Source organism: Methanocaldococcus vulcanius M7, assembly GCF_000024625.1.
Lineage (GTDB): Archaea > AGJL01 > Methanococci > Methanococcales > Methanocaldococcaceae > Methanocaldococcus > Methanocaldococcus vulcanius.
This window is the reverse complement of record NC_013407.1, coordinates 1,578,731-1,597,771: the sequence shown is the minus strand read 5'-3', so window position 1 is coordinate 1,597,771 and position 19,041 is coordinate 1,578,731. Positions and strand designations below refer to the sequence as shown.

Below are 19,041 nucleotides of genomic sequence, written 5' to 3'. Positions count from 1 at the left end.
ATAAAATAAAATGCAAAGGGGATAAAAATGGAAACAAAAGTGCAAGCACACGTAGCCCCGTGGAAACTGGAAGAGGTCAAAACACTCAAGGGGCTTATTAAAAGTAAGCCAGTAGTTGCTATTGTAGATATGATGGATGTTCCTGCCCCTCAACTTCAAGAAATTAGAGATAAAATCAGAGATAAAGTTAAATTGAGAATGTCAAGAAATACATTAATTGTAAGAGCCCTGAATGAAGTTGCAGAAGAATTAAACAATCCAAAATTGGCGGAATTGGCAAACTATGTTGAAAGAGGGGCAGCGATATTAGTTACAGATATGAATCCATTTAGATTGTATAAGATGTTAGAAGAGAATAAAAGCCCCGCTCCTGTAAGAGGAGGGCAAATAGCTCCTTGTGATATTAAAGTTGAGAAGGGCTCTACAGGAATGCCTCCAGGACCTTTCTTAGGAGAACTTAAAAGTGTTGGCATTCCTGCTGCAATAGAAAAAGGTAAAATTGCAATTAAAGAAGATAAAGTTGTTGTCAAAAAAGGAGAGGTTGTTTCTCCAAAATTAGCAGCTGTCTTAGATAGATTAGGAATTAAACCTGTGAAAGTTGGTTTGAACGTCTTAGCTGTTTATGAAGATGGAATTATTTACACACCAGATGTCTTAAAGGTTGATGAAGACAAACTATTGGCAGATATTCAAACGGCTTACCAAAACGCGTTTAATTTAGCATTTAACACAGCTTATCCAGCAAAAGAGGTCTTGCCATTCTTGATACAGAAGGCATTTATGGATGCAAGAGCTTTATCAATAGAGACGGCATTTATAACCAAAGAAACAGCTGGAGATATATTAGCGAAGGCACAATCTCAAGCATTGGCATTGGCTTCCAAATTACCTGAAGATGCAATAGATGAAGAAATTAAAGAAAAAATATCCTCAATTGAGGTCTCTTCAGCTCCAACAGTAGAAGAGACAAAAGAAGAAGAGAAAAAAGAGGAAGAGAAGAAAGAAGAAGATACTGGGGCTGCTGGATTGGCCCTATTGTTCTAACCGAAAAATATAAATAACTTATAATAAATAGTGAATTGCAAGCCCTTAAACATTAAACATAATATCTTTCAATCAGGAAATACGAATTGGAATAAAACACATAAGAAAAAGAAATAAAAGAAAAAGCAAATACTTTGGGAGGTGTAAATTATGGAATATATATACGCAGCTTTATTATTACACAGTGCAGGAAAAGAAATCACAGAAGATGCAATTAAAGCAGTTTTATCAGCTGCTGGTGTAGATGTAGATGAGGCAAGAGTTAAGGCATTAGTTGCAGGTTTAGAAGGAGTAGATATTGAAGAGGCAATCGCAAACGCTGCAATGCCTGTCGCAGCTGCTCCAGTTGCCGCAGCTCCAGCAGCAGAAGAGACAAAAGAAGAAGAGAAAAAAGAGGAAGAGAAGAAAGAAGAAGACACAGGAGCAGCAGTTGCAGGATTGGCTGCTTTATTCGGATAAATCTTCTACCTATTTTATTTTTATAGACCTATTAATTGGTTAAGCTAAATATATAGTTTATAAGATTCCTTTGAAAGCATTTATATACCTTTATTTATATTTTTATATAATATTCATCATAGGTTGTGGTGAAACTATGGAACCAGAAATTAAAATTGTTAATGTTGTTGTTTCAACTAAAATAGGAGATAATATTGACTTAGAAGAGGTAGCCCTAATATTAGAAAACGCAGAATATGAGCCAGAGCAATTCCCAGGTCTTGTTTGTAGATTAAGCGTGCCAAAAGTTGCTTTATTAATATTTAGAAGTGGAAAAGTAAATTGCACCGGTGCAAAAAGTAAAGAAGAGGCAGAAATAGCAATTAAAAAGATAATAAAAGAGTTAAAAGATGCAGGTATAGAAGTTATTGAAAATCCTGAAATAAAGATCCAAAATATGGTCGCAACTGCTGATTTAGGGATTGAGCCAAACTTGGATGATATTGCCTTGATGGTAGAAGGAACAGAATATGAGCCAGAGCAATTCCCAGGTCTTGTTTATAGATTAGACGATCCAAAAGTCGTGGTTTTGATTTTTGGTAGTGGAAAAGTTGTTATAACAGGTTTAAAAAGTGAAGAAGATGCTAAAAGAGCATTGAACAAAATATTGGAGACAATAAAAGAAGTTCAAGAGTTATAAGTGATAATTATGATAGGTATTATCGACTACAACGCTGGAAACCTAAGAAGTATAAAAAAAGCCATTGAATTATACGACAAAGCAATAATAACAAAAAATAAAGAGGATCTACTTTCTTGTGATAAGGTGGTTTTACCGGGAGTTGGAAATTTCGGAACTGCAATGAAAAACCTCTCCCCTCTTGTAAATGCAATCAATACAATTATATCTGAGAAAATTCCATTTTTAGGGATATGTTTAGGTATGCAAGTCCTATTCAACGAGAGTGAGGAAAAAGAAGGAATCAAAGGTCTTGGTCTTATAAAAGGAAAGGTTGTTAGATTTAAAAATGTCGAAAAATTGCCACATATGGGATGGAATAATGTAAAAATTGTTAATGACTGTCCATTGTTTGAGGGCATCGCAGATAATAGCTATTTTTACTTTGTTCACTCATATTATGTAAATCCTGACGAAAACTGCGTTGTGGGTAAAACTACATATGGATTAGAGTTTCCAAGCGTTGTAAATAAAAATAATATCTTTGCAACTCAATTTCATCCTGAGAAAAGTGGAAAAATAGGATTAAAACTTATAGAAAACTTTATTGAATTGATCTGAATATTTTACTATAAAATTTTTACGATTTTTTATACGTGTTTAATTTTATTTTAATATCAAATATAAAACCGTTAACTCGTTTCATTTAGAAAATAATCTAAAAACTCCAATCCCCCTCCATAGTTAATGGCTCTTGGATGAATGGAAAGGAAAAATTTTTCTTTTTTTAAAGTGCAAAGTTTGTAATCAATTATTGAAATTGGTTCAACGATGATTAAGAGATTTTCTGGCAAATACCATGTATATTCTCTATTTGTAATAGGGTATTCAATTGGAGATCCATTTTTTGTGGTGATTAACGTTGTTTTTAATATTATTGAGATATTCCTGTCCAAAAACACATCTTCTGCATCTTTTGAGATCTTATATCTTGGAGGTATGAAGTATTTAATTTTACTAACGTTAAATTTACACTCTTTCATGATTTTAAAAGATAGGTTTAACTTCTCCTCTGCCACTGTTTTATTGCAATTAAATTCATCTCCAATATGATTATATGCATGAAATTCGATATGATACCCTTCTTTCTCTAATTCGTGTAAGTAATTTACAAATTTTGGATAATTTTTTAAGTTATGATCATTTGCATGGTTAACAATGATAAATAAATAAGTTCTGTTCTGAAAATGATGTTTATCTATAATCCTTACAATCTCTTTTAGATCTTTAAAATAAACTGGTGAAACATCATGTATTAAGATTATTGGCTTTTCATCATTTTTGTTGCTAATATTTTTTTGTTCGAAAGGAGAAGAAAAAAGAAACATCATTAAAATTAAAGACAAGACCAAAATTGAATAAAAATAAAACTTTTTAAATCGTTTATTTTTCATTATTATTCACATTTTTTCTTTTTTCTTGGCATACATAAGATCTCTCTTGCTTCTATATTAAAGAATGTGTTCATATTTGCAGGTTTTATAACCATTGCAGTGTCCGCTCCTTTTGAAGTTCCTCCAATAGCAATAACCTCTTCTTTTGCTTTTATTAAGCCAGCATCACAGGCCATAATTGTAATCTCATAACAAACCTTAACTCCCTGTCCAAATGTCCTTAACGTTTCAGCAATAACTTGAACTGGCCCATATCCTCCCAATTTGTTGGATATTCCCCTCTCAACACCACTCAAAGCATGACTGCCTCTAAATATCTTAGCTCCGCGTTTCTTTAACTCTTCCTCAACATCTTTATCCATTGATATTACATCCTCTCCATGGAATCCTTGATGATATGTGATAACAACAACATTTAGGTCTAAGTTCTCCTTTTCTAACAAATCAAGCAATTTTTTAGCTGTTTCTCCTGTTGATGAGGCAACAACTATACTTTTTATATCTCCTTTCTTAGCTCTTTCAATGGCTATTTTTAACGTTTCATCAGTATTTTGAACCCCTGGATACTCAAAGAGTTTCATAGTATCTCCCAGCATACAAGTTTTTAATTCTTTTTTAATTAAATTAAAATTTATGTTAAAATTTGTAAAATCTAATAAATATTTAATTAGTATGGGCTTTAATAGGTTTTCGTTATAATATACTGATTAAATAGCCGATACTAATTAAAATAAATATCCATTAAAATGTATCATCTAAATTAGAATTGGGAATTTTTAGACATGCCTAAGGATAAAGGAGTTATAAACATGAAAAACTGTTAACCTTGTTTATATTATTCACCTTGAGCTGAATTTTTCTTGTTCTTTAAAACCTCTTCGACAATATTTCTAAATATTTCATCAGTTATAAATTTTCCCTCTTCTCTGATCTCTTTAACCTTTTTAACGATCTCACATAACATTTCTTTATCGTAATCTATACCCATAAGTTTTAACTTATATGCAACAGCTCTACAACCAGAATGCTTTCCTAATAAAATATTCCTCTTAACTCCTATTTTTTCCGGAAGGAATGGTTCATATGTTAGAGGATTTTCTATAACGGCATCAACGTGAATTCCACTTTCATGAGCGAATACAAGCTCTCCAACTATTGGTTTGTTTTTTGGCATCTTTATTCCTGAATATTTTTCAACCATTCTGCATAACTCTGGCAAAACCTCTAAATTTAATTCCAAATCAACATCATATAAAACAGTTAAGGCCATGATTAACTCTTCTAATGAGGCGTTTCCCGCCCTTTCTCCTATACCGTTAACTGTTGTTGAGACCGCCTTAGCCCCTCCAATTAATCCATATATTGAATTTATAACTGCAAACCCAAAGTCGTTATGGCAATGCACTCCAATATGGGATTTTTTTAAATTTTCTTTTAATGTTCTACATATAAATTCCATACTTTGAGGTGTAGCACAGCCAGTCGTATCTGCTATATGAACTCTATCTGCTCCTGCTTCTTCGGCGGCTTTATGCACTTTAATCAAATCCTCTATTGGTGTCCTTGTCGCATCTTCTGCAGAGAAGGCAACAAATAAACCATGTTCTTTGGCATATTCAACTGCACTAACTCCCATCTCTAATATTTCATCTAAACTCTTGTTGTTGAATTTGTATTTTAAATGCAGTGGGGATGTTGCTATAAAGGTAATTATTCCATCTACATCGCACTCTATTGCTTTATCTATATCTTTCTTTAAAGCTCTGCATAAAGCCAATATATCGGCATTAAGACCTTCATTGGCTATGGTTTTAACAATATCTGCCTCTCTTTCAGAGACAATTGGAAAACCTGCCTCAATCTGCTTTAAACCAAGCTCATCCAATTTTCTCGCAATCTCTAATTTTTGTTCTTTGGTAAAGCAAACTCCGGGGGTTTGTTCTCCATCTCTTAGAGTTGTGTCGTAAATGTAAATATCTTTTAAATCTAATTTTGGATTGTATGGGCAGATAGCTTTCCAACTATTCTCAAATAGAAAATCCATAAGCATCACCATAATAATCTGTCATCAGAATTTAATATTTAATATTGGTAAGGTTATTTACCCTTTACTGTTGCAAATAAGTTTCATCTTACACAAATAAATTAATAGGAATATATTCTGCCCAAGAATATAAGTGAGAGGATACCTTTCAAGTCCCTCTTTATAAATCTTCATCTTATTACCTCAATTTTAGCTCCTAAACTTTTCATAACATTAACAAAGTTTGGGAAGGATATTTTCACTGCATCCTCTCCTTCAATTATTGTTTTTCCCTCCGCCTTTAATCCTGCTACTGTGAATGCCATAACTAACCTATGATCATGATAGGTGTTTAACTTAGCCCCTCTTAGTTTTTTAACTCCTCTTATAATTAAACCATCTGGTTTTTCTTTAATATCCGCACCCATCTTTTTTAGTTCAGTTGCACAGGCATTCAACCTATCGCATTCCTTTAATCTAACATGCTCTCCATTATAAATTTCAGTTTTTCCTTCTGCAAAGCATCCAAGAACTGCAATTGTTGGGACTAAGTCAGGAATATCTCTAACATCTACATCTATACCCTCTAAGTTGTATTCTCCTTCAATAATTACTTTATCCTTTTTAACTTTAACATCTGCCCCCATTTCTTTTACAATATTAATTATTGCTTTATCTCCTTGCTTTGAGTTAGCAAATAGGTTTTCAATGGTGATATTTGAATTTATTAAAACTCCAGCAGCAATTAGATAAGATGCTGAAGAGTAATCTCCTTCAACAATATAGTCAATTGCTTTATACTCTTGATTTCCATAAACCAAAAATCCGTTTTCTGTTTCTTTGATTTTTATGCCAAATGTGCTGAGAATATCTATTGTTATATCTATATAAGGTTTTGACTTTAAAGGAGATGTTAAAATAATCTCAGTATCTTCTTTATTAAATGGAAGGAACATCATTAAAGAGGTTATAAATTGGGAGCTAATGTCTCCTCTAATCTTTACCTTATTTCCCTCAATTTTTCCACTTTTGACTATTATTGGGGCAGTTCCATCTAATTTCGATGAAAACGCGTTGATATTTAATTGCTTTAAAGCATCTAATAAGGGTTGCATTGGTCTTTTTCTTATAGAGTCATCTCCTGTTAAAACAGCATATCCTCGGGGAATCTGTGAGGCAATGGATGTTAAAATTCTTAAGGTTGTTCCACTGTTTCCAATATCGATAACATTATCTGGGGTTTTTAGTTTTCCTCCTTTAACAATCCATTCATCTTCCTCTTTTTTTAGTTCAATCTCTGCTCCTAACATTTTACATCCATAAACTGATGATAAACAATCCGCTCCCCAAAGCGGATTTATGATCCTGCTAACTCCATCAGCTAATGAGGCACCAATAACCGCCCTATGCGTATATGATTTTGATGGAGGGGCTTTAACGCTCCCCTCTAATCTGCTGGTTTTATTTATCACTAACAAGATTGCTCACCATATTTTATTTTTTGTTTTTATTTATTTTTAGAATTTTTAAACTTAATTCTTAATATTGAAATAATAATTTGAATTTTATATTGAGGGGGTTTTAATGTTTAGTGTTTATTGATGTTAAGTTTAAAAAAGTTAAGAAGATATAAAATCCTAATCAGATATAAAATCAGTTTTGATTAAAATAGTGGGACTAATAAAAAACTTATATTGTAGGACTTTTCATATACAAGAACTTTAATAATATAAAAGCTCTAATTTTTCTAATTTTACGTTTTATAATAATTATTGATTATTTTAAATGCCCATTAAGAATACTGGAATTATTGAAAGCATCATTAAAATTGCTACAAATATTGCTAATAACTGCCTTTTGCTTAATTTTAATTTTACTGTTTTCATTGCGACCCCCTTAGCTCCAAGTATGATTTCCTAATAATATTGTCATTACTTATATTTAAAGCTTTCAGTATAGTTAGGATCTCTTTCAATGCATTATCTTTTTCTTCCATACTTTTTACTGGTTTTTCCAATTCTAAAAATGTCCCAAGTGAATCTACTTCATCAATACTTGCTTCAATATCTCCCTTTTTATAAATCTCCCTAATTTTTCTAATCGGAGGGACTTCTTTAAATCCAAGTTTTTTTAAAATTTTTCTCATTTTTTCTTTATCTTCAATTTTGACTTCAATTTCCTCTCTTGTTTTTGATATGTTATCAAGTTTTGGTCCTTTATATGTGATAAAGAAATTTCCATCTTCATCTCTGATCCTTAAAGCTTCATCAGTTTTTTTAAAGTCCCGATCTATTCCATTGAAGTAAATATCTTCTTGGAATTTCTTTTTAATGTATTTAAATCCAAGTTCTTTTAATTTTTTTGAAATTTCTTCTTTATTATCAATTTTTACCTTTACTTCAACTTCGATCATTTTATCACCAGATAATGGATATTTTATCTACTAATCCTCTTAATGCGTTATTTATTTCTTTTTCCTCTACACCATCTATAACAAGATATATGACAACTCTATCTCCCTCCCTTTCAAGAACTGTTGATGTAATATTTCCTCCAATTTTTGATATTCTTGAGGAAATATCGGCTAATAAACCAATTCTATCCTTTGCAACTATTTGTAGTTTTAAAGCACTTAGAGATATTTCTCCTTTTTCCAGTAAAATTAAACCTTCTTTTGTTAATTTAATTCCTCCATTTCTGCCTTTTTTTGTTTCAACAAGTCCAAGATCTCTCAAAACCCTAATTTTTGCATCAATATTTTTGGGATGGATGTTTAATTGCTTTGCGAGGTCTTTTGTTGTTGTGGGCTCTTTTAAATGCTCCATGATCTTTTTAGTTAAACCACTAACTTTCATAGTATCACAATCAATATTTAGTAAAGATTTAAATTGATGGATTTAGAACGATTGTGAAACTATAAACAATAATATTAAGCCAATATTAAAAATTAATTCTCAATCAAACAAATAAAAATATTAAACAAAAAACAATTAAACTTCTTAAAAAATAATAAAATAAAAATAGGCAAAAAAAAAACTAAAAATGTTTTAAAATGTTTTTTGCATGACAACAATATTGAATATATTGTAGGTGCAATATTGTAGATCATATTTAAGCTCTTGCTCTTTTTCTCTCTCTTTTTAACCTTCTTAATCTTTTTTTATACCACTTCCATCTCATTCTTCCTTTTTTCTTCCATCTTCTTGAACTCCTCTTTATGGTATCACCCTCGTTCTTTTATTTTCAAATGTTTACTTCAAATAATATATAACACTTACTTAAACTTTTTGGTGTTTTTATTTTAGCCAACTTCCTTTTTCTACAATAATATACCCTTCCTTGTTGGTCTTAGGAGCAATTTTTAAGAATTTCTCCCTGAAATTTGGATCTGCTTCTACTGCATTATCCTCTCTTAACACATTTCTACTCTCTATGATATAATAACTCTCTTCCATCTCTAAGTTAAACTCTTCCAAAACTTTACTAAATTTTTCAACGATCTCTTCTGCTTCTCTTCTTATCTTTTCAATCTGTTTTTCATTCAACAGGATCACCATTTAGATTAAACCAAGGTCTTTTAATATTTTTTCTAACACTTGTTTATGTTCACTACTCATCTCACATAGTGGTAATCTCAACTCTCCCGCTGGCCTTCCCATCATATTTAGGGCTGTTTTAACTGGAATTGGGTTGGTTTCTATAAACATTGCCTTCATCAGTGGGAATAATTTATAATGGATCTCCCTTGCTTTTTCAAAATCTCCTTTTAATGCTGAATCAACCATCTCAACGAACTCCCTTGGAACAATATTTGCCACTACACTAACCACTCCCTTTCCACCCAAAGACATTATTGGGAGAGTTAACTCATCGTTTCCGGATAGAACAGTTATTCCATTTTGAATTAATTCTGAAACTTGGGATAAGTTAGGATTCGCCTCTTTAACTGCTGAAATATTGCTGTATTCTTCTGATAGTACTTTAACTGTTTTTGGTTCTAAGTTTAAGGCAGTTCTTGATGGGACATTATACAAAACAATTGGAATATTTACTGATTGAGCGATCTTTTCGAAATGCTTTTTTAACCCTTCCTGGGTTGGTTTATTGTAATAAGGGGTTATTGATAATATTGCATCTGCTCCAACATCCTCAGCAAAAATAGAAAGTTCTACCGCCTCTCTTGTGCAATTTGAACCTGCACCTGCAATAACCTGAATCTTACCATTTGCTATATCCACTACTTTTTCAATAACTTTTTTATGTTCTTCATGTGATAATGTTGGACTCTCTCCGGTAGTTCCAACAGCTACAACTCCACTCACTCCATTTTCAATTAAAAAGTTTAAATGATCTTCCAATCCTTCAAAGTCCACTTCTCCATTTTTAAAAGGAGTTATAATGGCGGGATAGACCCCTTTAAACATTTAACGTCACCTTTATTGAAGCTGTCTCATCTTATGGGTTATATATCCTGCAATTCTATTTCTTAATCTTTTTGTTGATATTTGAGCAACTTGTTCTAAAACTCTCTTATTAGTTTCAAAATCAGTAGTAAACAGATCTCTATATTTTTTAATCAATTCTAATGATGTTCTCTTAATCAATGTCTGCCTGATCCTTCCCATCTTATCACCTTCTTATTTTTGTTCATTTTAATTTTATTTTTTATTTTTATATCGATTTTTATTTTTGAACTATTTTGGAGATAATATTTAATAATGAATCTATTTTTGTTGTGTTTCACTTAAATACTGTTTTTGTAGATGCTTGTTATGCTCAATAAGTATTTTGAATATTTGAACTCCGATATTTTCATCTACCTTATGTTCTCTACAAAGTTTTCTTATCCTATCGTATATATATTTTTCTCTTTCCTCATCATTAATTGGAATGCCCATCTTGCTTTTTATTTCTGCCACATCCTTAGCTAAACTGTTTCTCTTAGCGATTAACTCTAAGATCTTGCTGTCGATCTCATCTATTTTTTTCCGTATTTCATTTAGTTCCTCTGTCATTGCAATCACATAAATGCTAATTTTGTCAATGATTTGGATGATTTTTAAAAGCTATTTATATTTTGTTATCTATTTATATTTTTAATTAATCTATAATTTTGTAATATCCTTTATAATTAATTTTAGTATAATTTTATAACTGACATCTGTATAAGCCATGTTTTTTCACTGATTAAATAAAATTTTAAGTTAGAATATAAACTATTAAAAAGGAATTTTGATATAAAAACATTTTTATACATTTTGCGATTTATGTTATTATAACCTTCTATGACAGTTATAACATCAACGTGCCATGTTATTTAGAAATGATTATATAGCTCTAATAAGACACAAAGTAGGAGATCAATACAAGTTAAAAGTATTGAGGGTAAATTAATTAGTGAGATTATGAGGAATATAATTAAAAATAATATAATAATATATAAGACATAATTTAATAATCATAAATAATAAATCTGGTGATGATAGATGTTCAGAGGAGTTATGGAGAGTGCAAAGGACTTTAAAAAAGTTGTTGATACAATTTCAACACTTTTAGATGAGATCTGTTTTGAAGTTAGCGAAGAGGGAATAAAAGCAAGTGCAATGGATCCAAGTCATGTCGCATTAGTTAGTTTAGAAATTCCAAGTTTGGCTTTTGAAGAGTTCACTGCTGACGAACATGAGATCGGTATTGATTTAGAGGCATTTAAAAAAGTGATGAACAGGGCAAAATCAAAAGATAAATTAATATTAGAGTTGGATGAAGAAAAAAATAAATTAAACATCATATTTGAAAACACTGGTAAGAGAAAATTTAGTTTGGCTTTGTTAGATTTATCTGCCTCCTCAGTTAAAGTTCCTGATATAGAATATCCTAACGTAGTGGTTATTAAAGGAGAAGCGTTTAAAGAGGCATTAAAGGACGCAGATCTTTTTAGTGATTATGTAATATTAAAAGTCGAAAACGATAAATTTTTAATTCAAGCTAAGGGAGACCTAAACGATTTTAGTGCAGAATTTGAGAAAGATGACGCTGCAATTGTAAACTTAGAGGTAGGAGAAGAAGCAAAAAGTGCATTTAATTTGGATTATTTAATGGATATGGTTAAAGGAGTTAGTTCAGGAGATATTATCAAGATATACCTTGGAAATGATATGCCTCTGAAAATGGAGTATTCCTTAGCAGGAGTTAATCTAACCTTCCTTTTAGCTCCAAGAATTGAAGGATAATAAATTGAGGAAATATAGTTTTATATAATTTTTTAATGAAGTTATATGAAAAACAAGTGATACTATGAAGTCATCTCCCTACTCTTCTCTAAAAAAATATTTTTTTGAAGAAATAAAAAACGATAAGCTTTTAAAACTACCAGAAAACTTTTATGATGAAGTTAGGGAGTATATAATTACAGCCGAAGATAAAGAAAAAAAGAGGATTGAATACTACTTTAAAGAGATTAGAAAACTTAGGATCTATAAAGCTCTTTATTTGGATGAGGAAAGAGAAAACTTGCTTTTGGAAGAATTAAATATTATAACTGCTATTGAAAATATTTCCACTGAGTTAAAAAGTGAAGAATCTCCAAAACCCAATGAGATTGAGACACCAAAACTTATATATACAATAAACGATATTGATGTTGTAAAGGTCGATAAAAACTTTCCATCATTTACAGACGGCAGTTATATATACTCCCTAAACAAAAATGATGTTCTCTCATTAGATAGAAGGATAGCCAGTATTTTAGAAAAACACAGAATCATCTCAAGAATAGGTGAAAGTTATGAAAATGCCGAAAAAAGTTAAAAGATACTGTCCATACTGTAAAAAGCATACAATTCATACAGTAGAAAAGGCAAAAAAAGGGAAACCAAGTGAGTTAACTTGGGGTCAAAGACAGTTCAGAAGAGTTACGTCAGGTTATGGAGGGTTCCCAAGACCTTTACCAGATAGGTCAAAACCAGTTAAAAGAATCGATTTGAGATTTAAATGTACTGAATGTGGAAAAATGCACACAAAGGCAAACGGATGTTTTAGGTCTGGTAGATTTGAATTTGTAGAGAAGTAATTCCGAATAAATAAACAAATAAAAGGTAAAAAACACAATAAATAAAAAATAACTTTTTTAATATGATTTATTTAATTTATATAATTTTAATATAAACTCCAAAATAAAATAAAACAATAGAGAGGGGAGACAATGGAACTGATCCCACAACCAAGAACAAAATTTTTAAAAGTTCAATGTCCAGAATGCAACAACGAGCAAGTTGTATTTGGAAGTCCGGCTACAATTGTCAAGTGTCTTACTTGCGGAAAGGTCTTAGTAGAACCAAGAAGCGGAAAAGGTAAAGTAAAAGCTAAAATATTGGAGATACTGGGTTAAAAGCTTTATTTTTGCAATTTTTATGCTATTTATTTTTTATATTTTTGTATTAGTTTTTACCATTAGGTTGTCTTGTCTATTTTAAAAATCACAAATACAAAAATGGCTAACAGAAGATACTGTAAAAAATTTAATTATTAAACGTCAATATTTCTTTTTTTTGATTATTAGATTAAAGAAAAGCGTTTATAATTGAATATTTCCAAATAATATCCAAATAATGATTATTAAATGCAATCTTTTCAAATTATTGAAAAATTTAAAATAATACATTAAAAATAAAATACGAGTGATTAATATGTGTAAAAATACAAATATTTTAAAAATTATGCTTGGTTTGGTAAAGTATGTTGATGTAGATGAGATAGAAGACCTTCCAAAAGTTAGAGTTAAAAATATAGAAGAATTTTTAGAAGCACATAAAATATTGGGAAAACATGTAATTTGCAGATATAGAGATAATAATGAATGTATCTTCTTTTTTGTAGACAATGGGGTGATATTTTACATACCCTCAGAAGGATTTAAAACATTGGAGGACATGGTAGAGGCAAAATCATTGGGATTGAATGCAAAGGAATATTATGAATATCTTCACTTTGGAGATATTGAAGAGTATAAAAAGTATAAAAACTCTGGATTTGAGTCAATAGAGGAATATAAAAAAGCGAAAGAACTTGGTTTTATAGGTGGGCTAAAAAAACTTGAAAAAGAAGGAATTGCCAAAAAGATAGACGACAAATATATAATTGAATATTTATACTACGGAATCTTAGAAGAGCATATATTTTCAAGGGATGTAGATCTTTATAAATTTGCAATGAGCAAAGGATTTAAAAACTTTGAAGAGTTGGCCAATGCATTGAAATTAGGGTTTGGAGATGCTAATGAATATAGGGATGCCATAAAAAGAGGATTTAAAGATGCTTACGAATACAACGATGCATTAAGCAGGGGCTTTAAAACCGCAGAAGAGTATAGAATTGCAAGAGCCGTAGGAGTTAGTAGCAAAAAGGAACTTGAAGAGTATTTAAAATTAAAAAAAATTTGTGAAAATTTTAGATTAGAAACATTCGAAGAAGGATACTTATTAAAGATCTTAACAAATTTAAATATTGATGAAGAAATAACCCTAAATAAATTATACAATACATTAAAAGAAAAAGAACGGCTTATGAAGATAAAAAAAGATATGCTAAATAAACTTTCTAATTCAACATCTCCACCATGGTATTCTACAAAGTTTACAACTACCGACGATTTAGAGAACTATCTTGAAAATAGCGAAATAATATCCTATCTTGGAGAATATTTAAAAGAAAAAAAAGTTTTTAAGAGAATATATCCTCCAAAACCTTCGAGAAGAATGGTTATCATAGATGCTATCAGTGTTTTGAATAACCCGCATAATATATCTGAACAGGCAATTAGTAATTTAATCAAAAAAATTAAAAACGCAGGATTTAAAAATATTATTGTGGTGATGGATACTGCCACATATTATAAAATAAAAGAGAAAGAGATCTGCAAAATATTGCTAAAAGAATGCGAAATGAAGGTTTTAAACTCGAAAAATGATGCTTATAGATTAATAATCGAATATATCAAAAACTTTGGAGCATTAGTGATTAGCAACGCTTCATTTAAAGATTACATAATGGAAACCAGCGATCATGATTTACCCTATAAAGATATAAAAAATTACATCATACCTTTTATTATAGAAAACGGAGAAATTAACTTAGATATTGAATTACTAAGAAAACTCTACACCGAAGTTGTTACAAAACGAATTGAAAAGATAAAATCAAACGTGGTAGCATGAGAGTTAGGATTAGGGACTTTATAGAAACAACAGAAGGATTATATTTTGCCGTAAACACCTATTCTCATCCAAAAGACAGATTTTTCGCTTTTTTAAGATATGTTCCTTATGAATTTATCGACTTTAAAATTCCAATGAATAACATTAGAGAGATTAATGGTAAAAAATACGTGAAAATTGCGGACACTTCCCTCGCATATAAATTCTTAGAAAAAAAATTCCCAAAATATCTATTTTACGATGAAATAAACAATGTATTAATGCATGCCATTCCAAAAGAAGATGTTAAACAAATTTTAAAGCCAAAAGAACGTTTAAACGAAATTATCAATGAAGATCAAGATCTTAACGAATTAGAAAAAAAATGTAGAAAACTGGCTATAACGCTTGAAGAGTATGGAGTTTCACTTAAAAATATGGGAGTTAGTGGATCTCTCCTCCTGAAACTTAACAATGAAAACTCAGATATTGATTTTGTCATCTATGGAAAAGAAAACCATAAAAAAGCAAGAGAATCACTAAAACAAGCGTTTGAAGATAGAAAATTATCCCCCCTCTCAGAAGATTTCTGGAAAATCGCATATCAAAAAAGAATCAAAGATGGAACACTAACCTATAAAGAATTTATATATTATGAGAAGAGGAAATACAATAGAGGGCTTGTAGAAGGAACTATGTTTGATCTACTGTTTACAAGAGAATGGGACGAAATTAACGAAGAATATGGGAATAAAAAATATAAAAACTTAGGTTTTATTGAAATAGAAGGAAAAATTCTAAACGATGATTATGCCTTTGATAACCCAGCCACTTACAGGGTAGAGTGCTATACAAACTCTGAAATAAAAGAAATAGTTTCATTTACACATACTTACGCTGGACAATGTTTCAAAGGAGAGGAATTCATTGCGAGAGGTAAATTAGAAGAAGTTATAGAAGGAAATAATAGATATTTAAGATTAGTTGTAGGAACAACGAGAGAGGCATTTAACGAATTTATAAAATTAAAAAAACTCTGAATCCATATTATGTTAATTAGGTGATATTATGAAAGATAGATTAAAAAAGGTCTCTGATGTTGTCTGGGAATTACCTAAAGATTATAAAGATTGCATGAGAGTTCCGGGAAGGATATACTTAAATGAAATCCTATTGGATGAGTTAGAACCAGAGGTTTTGGAGCAAATAGCGAACGTTGCATGCTTGCCGGGAATTTATAAGTATTCCATAGCTATGCCTGATGTGCATTACGGCTATGGCTTTTGTCTCCACCCAAATGCAAGGGTTTTAACTGAACACGGCTTTTATTATAGAATAAAAGATTATGAGGGTTTAAAAGATGAAAAAGTGGATATATTTAACACAGAAGATAAGAAAATAGAAGCAAGTGAAGTTAAAAAGTTCTTTAAATTAAAGCCATACTGCAAAATCTATAAAGTTAGAACAAAACTTGGATATGAAACGATAGCAACAGAAGATCATCCATTTTATACACCAAACGGAATGGTTGAGCTTAAAAACTTAAAAGTAAATGATAGAGTCGCTATCTATCCTTATGAAGGAGTTGAATATGAAGAGCCAACAGATGATATAATAATAGATGAAAATGATATAATTAAATGTATGGATGAGTTGAATCTAAGCAAAAAGAGTAAAGAAATCATCTTAAGAAAACTAAAAGAAAGAAGTTTGATTCCATTAACATACAATCATAAAAAACTACCTTACTTGTTAAAAATTATGGGATTTATCTTTGGAGATGGTTCAATTAACTTTATTGGAAAAAGAGGAGATGGTATTATACACTTTTCCTCAAAACATAGAGAAGATTTAGAGAGGATTAGGGAAGACATTAAAAAGATTGGTTATACTCCTTCAAGAGTTTATAAAAGGGAAAATAGCTGCCACTTCTTCTATGTAAATTCATCAAGTTTAGTTGTCTTACTGCATGCATTGGGTGTTCCACTTGGAAACAAGACGTTAAAGAAGTATAACTTCCCAGAATGGGTATTTAACTGTAAATTATGGCAGAAAAGATTGTTCTTATCATCACTATTTGGAGCTGAGCTAAGAAAACCATATCTAAGAAAGGATAGAAAGGCATTATTTACATTCCCAACATTAGAGATATTTAAAAATATAAAGATTAAAGAAGATGCATTAAGATTTTTGGAAAATATTGCTAAACTACTAAATGAATTTGGTGTAGAGGCAACAATTACAAAAAGAAACTCAACTCACAAAAGAACTGATGGAATTGGGACAGTTAGATATGTTTTAACAATAATTGGCACATCTAAGAACTTAATAAACTTATGGGCAAAGATTGGTTATGAATACAACAGAGAGAGGCAAGAACTCGGATGCTATGCAGTGGCATTTTTAAAGTATAGGGAAAAAGAGATAAATAGAAGAAAAGCACTTGTTGAAAAGGTAAAAGAGTTGTTTAATGAGGGTAAAAAACCATCAGAGATTATAAGATTGCTAAATATAAACAAAGAAGATGAAAGATTCGTTAAAGATATTTGGAATAAGTTAAAGAATGGAAAAGAAATTAAAGAAATAAGAGTCCCTTCAAACTTCCCAAGCTATGAAGAATTTATCAAAGAAAGAAAAATTGGAGATGGATTAATTTGGGATGAAATTGAAAGTATAGATGAAGTTGATGATATAGATGAGGTTTATGATTTTACAATAAATCACAAAGACCACAACTTTATAGCAGATAGCTTTTTAGTTTCAAACTGTATCGGAGGAGTAGCGGCTTTTGACCAGAGAGAGGGAGTTATAAGCCCTGGAGGTGTGGGTTTTGACGTGAATTGCGGAGTTCGGCTCATAAAAACAAATTTAACAAAAGAAGAAGTCCAACCAAAGATAAAAGAGCTTATAAAAACCTTATTCAAAAATGTCCCTTCTGGTTTGGGAAGTAAAGGAATTTTAAAGTTCAGCAAGGGAGTTATGGATGATGTGTTAGAAGAAGGAGTTAGATGGGCAGTTAAAGAGGGCTATGGATGGAAGGAGGACTTGGAGTTTATTGAAGAAAATGGATGTATGGAGGATGCAGACGCTTCCTATGTCTCAGATAAAGCAAAAGAGAGGGGAAGAGTTCAACTTGGTAGCTTGGGAAGTGGAAACCACTTCTTAGAAGTGCAGTATGTTGAAAAGGTATTTGATGAGGAAGCTGCTGAAATATATGGAATAGAGGAGAATCAAGTTGTTGTTTTAGTGCATACCGGTTCAAGAGGTTTAGGACATCAAATCTGCACCGACTATTTAAGAATTATGGAAAAAGCAGCTAAGAATTATGGAATAAAATTGCCAGATAGACAATTAGCATGTGCTCCATTTGAATCAGAGGAGGGGCAGAGTTACTTCAAGGCAATGTGTTGTGGAGCAAACTATGCATGGGCAAATAGACAGATGATTACACACTGGGTTAGAGAGAGTTTTGAAGAAGTGTTTAAAATACATGCTGAGGATTTAGAGATGAGTATTGTCTATGATGTAGCCCATAACATAGCTAAGAAAGAGGAACACACAATAGATGGAAGAAAGGTAAAAGTTATAGTTCATAGGAAGGGAGCTACAAGGGCATTTCCACCAAAACATCCACAAATACCAAAAGAATATAAAGATGTTGGACAGCCAGTTATCATTCCCGGGGATATGGGAACTGCCTCATATTTAATGAGAGGGACAGAGATTGCTATGAAAGAGACGTTTGGTTCAACTGCTCATGGAGCAGGAAGAAAGCTAAGTAGGGCTAAGGCATTAAAATTATGGAAGGGTAAAGAGATACAGAAAAGATTGGCAGAGATGGGAATTATAGCAATGAGTGATTCGAAGGCAGTTATGGCAGAGGAAGCACCAGAAGCATATAAGAGTGTTGATTTAGTTGCAGATACATGCCATAGAGCTGGAATATCATTAAAAGTTGCAAGGATGAGACCATTAGGAGTTATTAAAGGTTAAACCAATATATAATGTCTATTTTTTGATTTACGTTTTATCTTTCCATTTTTAACATATAGATTTACATATAAAGATGTGATTATATACCAAAACCTATGAAAGTTATAAATATCACTAATGAGTATCTTAGCATAAGAAATTTTGAAAGGGATAAAGAAATTAAAAGGATCTTCTTTTTTATAGAAACATTTCTTAAAAGATGGAGAACTTATTTTTTAA

At 31.0% G+C, this 19,041-nt stretch carries 22 protein-coding genes; 11 read left to right on the top strand and 11 right to left on the bottom strand.

All coding sequences use genetic code 11. From position 1 onward, the window contains the following. Window positions 1-27 precede the first annotated feature (27 nt). The 4 genes from METVU_RS07835 (at window position 28) to hisH (ending at window position 2,782) form a co-directional block, all read left to right on the top strand. Window positions 28-1,044 (top strand): 50S ribosomal protein L10, encoded by a 1,017-nt coding sequence (locus METVU_RS07835; protein WP_015733654.1) that lies wholly within the window; start codon window positions 28-30, stop codon window positions 1,042-1,044. A 150-nt stretch (window positions 1,045-1,194) separates the two neighbouring features. Continuing rightward, on the top strand, window positions 1,195-1,503 hold the full coding sequence (gene rpl12p / locus METVU_RS07830; RefSeq protein WP_015733653.1) for a 50S ribosomal protein P1: 309 nt from the start codon (window positions 1,195-1,197) through the stop codon (window positions 1,501-1,503). A 136-nt stretch (window positions 1,504-1,639) separates the two neighbouring features. Beyond that, a complete protein-coding gene (locus METVU_RS07825) occupies window positions 1,640-2,182 on the top strand; it encodes a TATA-box-binding protein (protein ID WP_015733652.1) in 543 nt (180 codons plus the stop codon). 9 nt (window positions 2,183-2,191) lie between these two features. After that, complete coding sequence (gene hisH / locus METVU_RS07820) at window positions 2,192-2,782, top strand: imidazole glycerol phosphate synthase subunit HisH (protein WP_015733651.1); 591 nt, start codon at window positions 2,192-2,194, stop codon at window positions 2,780-2,782. Between the two features lie 71 nt (window positions 2,783-2,853). Here hisH and METVU_RS07815 read toward each other — a convergent pair whose 3' ends face one another. The 11 genes from METVU_RS07815 to METVU_RS07770 form a co-directional block, all read right to left on the bottom strand. Next, entirely contained in the window at window positions 2,854-3,615 is a 762-nt protein-coding gene (locus tag METVU_RS07815) for a DUF2334 domain-containing protein (protein ID WP_015733650.1), read from the bottom strand. Window positions 3,616-3,617: 2 nt separating this feature from the next. Beyond that, a complete protein-coding gene (locus tag METVU_RS07810) occupies window positions 3,618-4,196 on the bottom strand; it encodes a pyruvate kinase alpha/beta domain-containing protein (RefSeq protein ID WP_015733649.1) in 579 nt (192 codons plus the stop codon). Between the two features lie 254 nt (window positions 4,197-4,450). Further along, the gene (locus tag METVU_RS07805; protein ID WP_048196944.1) at window positions 4,451-5,659 is read right to left on the bottom strand and encodes a homocitrate synthase family protein; all 1,209 of its coding nucleotides are present in this window, start codon (window positions 5,657-5,659) and stop codon (window positions 4,451-4,453) included. Between the two features lie 170 nt (window positions 5,660-5,829). Further along, window positions 5,830-7,116 (bottom strand): 3-phosphoshikimate 1-carboxyvinyltransferase, encoded by a 1,287-nt coding sequence (aroA, locus tag METVU_RS07800; RefSeq protein ID WP_048196943.1) that lies wholly within the window; start codon window positions 7,114-7,116, stop codon window positions 5,830-5,832. A gap of 404 nt (window positions 7,117-7,520) precedes the next feature. After that, complete coding sequence (cyaB, locus tag METVU_RS07795) at window positions 7,521-8,051, bottom strand: class IV adenylate cyclase (RefSeq protein WP_015733645.1); 531 nt, start codon at window positions 8,049-8,051, stop codon at window positions 7,521-7,523. Window positions 8,052-8,055: 4 nt separating this feature from the next. Further along, window positions 8,056-8,493 carry an Rrf2 family transcriptional regulator gene (locus METVU_RS07790; RefSeq protein ID WP_015733644.1) on the bottom strand — a complete coding sequence of 146 codons (438 nt, stop codon included), beginning with the start codon at window positions 8,491-8,493 and terminating at the stop codon, window positions 8,056-8,058. 256 nt (window positions 8,494-8,749) lie between these two features. After that, a complete protein-coding gene (locus tag METVU_RS09215; protein ID WP_083771309.1) occupies window positions 8,750-8,857 on the bottom strand; it encodes a 50S ribosomal protein L41e in 108 nt (35 codons plus the stop codon). A gap of 77 nt (window positions 8,858-8,934) precedes the next feature. Further along, window positions 8,935-9,183 (bottom strand): Asp-tRNA(Asn) amidotransferase subunit GatC, encoded by a 249-nt coding sequence (gene gatC / locus METVU_RS07785; protein ID WP_048196941.1) that lies wholly within the window; start codon window positions 9,181-9,183, stop codon window positions 8,935-8,937. 12 nt (window positions 9,184-9,195) lie between these two features. Further along, a complete protein-coding gene (gene dapA / locus METVU_RS07780) occupies window positions 9,196-10,062 on the bottom strand; it encodes a 4-hydroxy-tetrahydrodipicolinate synthase (RefSeq protein ID WP_015733642.1) in 867 nt (288 codons plus the stop codon). Window positions 10,063-10,074: 12 nt separating this feature from the next. Beyond that, window positions 10,075-10,263, bottom strand: coding sequence for a 30S ribosomal protein S17e (locus METVU_RS07775; protein WP_015733641.1), 189 nt, complete (start codon window positions 10,261-10,263; stop codon window positions 10,075-10,077). 99 nt (window positions 10,264-10,362) lie between these two features. Further along, entirely contained in the window at window positions 10,363-10,653 is a 291-nt protein-coding gene (locus METVU_RS07770) for a chorismate mutase (protein WP_015733640.1), read from the bottom strand. Between the two features lie 471 nt (window positions 10,654-11,124). Here METVU_RS07770 and METVU_RS07765 point away from each other — a divergent pair, with 471 nt between their 5' ends. The 7 genes from METVU_RS07765 (at window position 11,125) to METVU_RS07735 (ending at window position 18,822) form a co-directional block, all read left to right on the top strand. Next, window positions 11,125-11,868: a DNA polymerase sliding clamp gene (locus tag METVU_RS07765; RefSeq protein WP_211204352.1), complete on the top strand. Its 744-nt coding sequence runs from the start codon at window positions 11,125-11,127 to the stop codon at window positions 11,866-11,868. A 64-nt stretch (window positions 11,869-11,932) separates the two neighbouring features. Next, entirely contained in the window at window positions 11,933-12,445 is a 513-nt protein-coding gene (locus METVU_RS07760) for a DNA replication complex GINS family protein (protein WP_015733638.1), read from the top strand. Then, window positions 12,423-12,707 carry a 50S ribosomal protein L44e gene (locus METVU_RS07755; RefSeq protein ID WP_015733637.1) on the top strand — a complete coding sequence of 95 codons (285 nt, stop codon included), beginning with the start codon at window positions 12,423-12,425 and terminating at the stop codon, window positions 12,705-12,707. The genes METVU_RS07760 and METVU_RS07755 overlap by 23 nt, the downstream gene beginning before the upstream one ends. Before the next feature lie 132 nt (window positions 12,708-12,839). Next, a complete protein-coding gene (locus METVU_RS07750; protein ID WP_015733636.1) occupies window positions 12,840-13,025 on the top strand; it encodes a 30S ribosomal protein S27e in 186 nt (61 codons plus the stop codon). 298 nt (window positions 13,026-13,323) lie between these two features. Then, window positions 13,324-14,850, top strand: coding sequence for an NYN domain-containing protein (locus tag METVU_RS07745; protein ID WP_015733635.1), 1,527 nt, complete (start codon window positions 13,324-13,326; stop codon window positions 14,848-14,850). After that, a complete protein-coding gene (locus tag METVU_RS07740; protein ID WP_015733634.1) occupies window positions 14,847-15,869 on the top strand; it encodes a nucleotidyltransferase domain-containing protein in 1,023 nt (340 codons plus the stop codon). Before METVU_RS07745 ends, METVU_RS07740 begins: the two co-directional genes overlap by 4 nt. Window positions 15,870-15,897: 28 nt before the next feature. Beyond that, window positions 15,898-18,822 (top strand): RtcB family protein, encoded by a 2,925-nt coding sequence (locus METVU_RS07735; protein WP_015733633.1) that lies wholly within the window; start codon window positions 15,898-15,900, stop codon window positions 18,820-18,822. The last annotated feature ends 219 nt before the right edge of the window (window positions 18,823-19,041 follow it).

Excerpts from the sequence above, each read along its gene's own strand:
- METVU_RS07745 (WP_015733635.1), top strand. The coding sequence starts at position 13,324 with ATGTGTAAAAATACAAATATTTTAAAAATTATGCTTGGTTTGGTAAAG.
- cyaB (WP_015733645.1), bottom strand. The coding sequence starts at position 8,051 with ATGATCGAAGTTGAAGTAAAGGTAAAAATTGATAATAAAGAAGAAATT.
- METVU_RS07755 (WP_015733637.1), top strand. The coding sequence starts at position 12,423 with ATGAAAATGCCGAAAAAAGTTAAAAGATACTGTCCATACTGTAAAAAG.
- METVU_RS07770 (WP_015733640.1), bottom strand. The coding sequence starts at position 10,653 with ATGACAGAGGAACTAAATGAAATACGGAAAAAAATAGATGAGATCGAC.
- METVU_RS07835 (WP_015733654.1), top strand. The coding sequence starts at position 28 with ATGGAAACAAAAGTGCAAGCACACGTAGCCCCGTGGAAACTGGAAGAG.
- METVU_RS07825 (WP_015733652.1), top strand. The coding sequence starts at position 1,640 with ATGGAACCAGAAATTAAAATTGTTAATGTTGTTGTTTCAACTAAAATA.
- METVU_RS07790 (WP_015733644.1), bottom strand. The coding sequence starts at position 8,493 with ATGAAAGTTAGTGGTTTAACTAAAAAGATCATGGAGCATTTAAAAGAG.
- METVU_RS07735 (WP_015733633.1), top strand. The coding sequence starts at position 15,898 with ATGAAAGATAGATTAAAAAAGGTCTCTGATGTTGTCTGGGAATTACCT.
- METVU_RS07775 (WP_015733641.1), bottom strand. The coding sequence starts at position 10,263 with ATGGGAAGGATCAGGCAGACATTGATTAAGAGAACATCATTAGAATTG.
- METVU_RS07765 (WP_211204352.1), top strand. The coding sequence starts at position 11,125 with ATGTTCAGAGGAGTTATGGAGAGTGCAAAGGACTTTAAAAAAGTTGTT.
- METVU_RS07815 (WP_015733650.1), bottom strand. The coding sequence starts at position 3,615 with ATGAAAAATAAACGATTTAAAAAGTTTTATTTTTATTCAATTTTGGTC.
- METVU_RS07740 (WP_015733634.1), top strand. The coding sequence starts at position 14,847 with ATGAGAGTTAGGATTAGGGACTTTATAGAAACAACAGAAGGATTATAT.
- dapA (WP_015733642.1), bottom strand. The coding sequence starts at position 10,062 with ATGTTTAAAGGGGTCTATCCCGCCATTATAACTCCTTTTAAAAATGGA.
- METVU_RS07760 (WP_015733638.1), top strand. The coding sequence starts at position 11,933 with ATGAAGTCATCTCCCTACTCTTCTCTAAAAAAATATTTTTTTGAAGAA.
- hisH (WP_015733651.1), top strand. The coding sequence starts at position 2,192 with ATGATAGGTATTATCGACTACAACGCTGGAAACCTAAGAAGTATAAAA.
- METVU_RS07810 (WP_015733649.1), bottom strand. The coding sequence starts at position 4,196 with ATGAAACTCTTTGAGTATCCAGGGGTTCAAAATACTGATGAAACGTTA.
- METVU_RS07805 (WP_048196944.1), bottom strand. The coding sequence starts at position 5,659 with ATGGATTTTCTATTTGAGAATAGTTGGAAAGCTATCTGCCCATACAAT.
- rpl12p (WP_015733653.1), top strand. The coding sequence starts at position 1,195 with ATGGAATATATATACGCAGCTTTATTATTACACAGTGCAGGAAAAGAA.
- METVU_RS07750 (WP_015733636.1), top strand. The coding sequence starts at position 12,840 with ATGGAACTGATCCCACAACCAAGAACAAAATTTTTAAAAGTTCAATGT.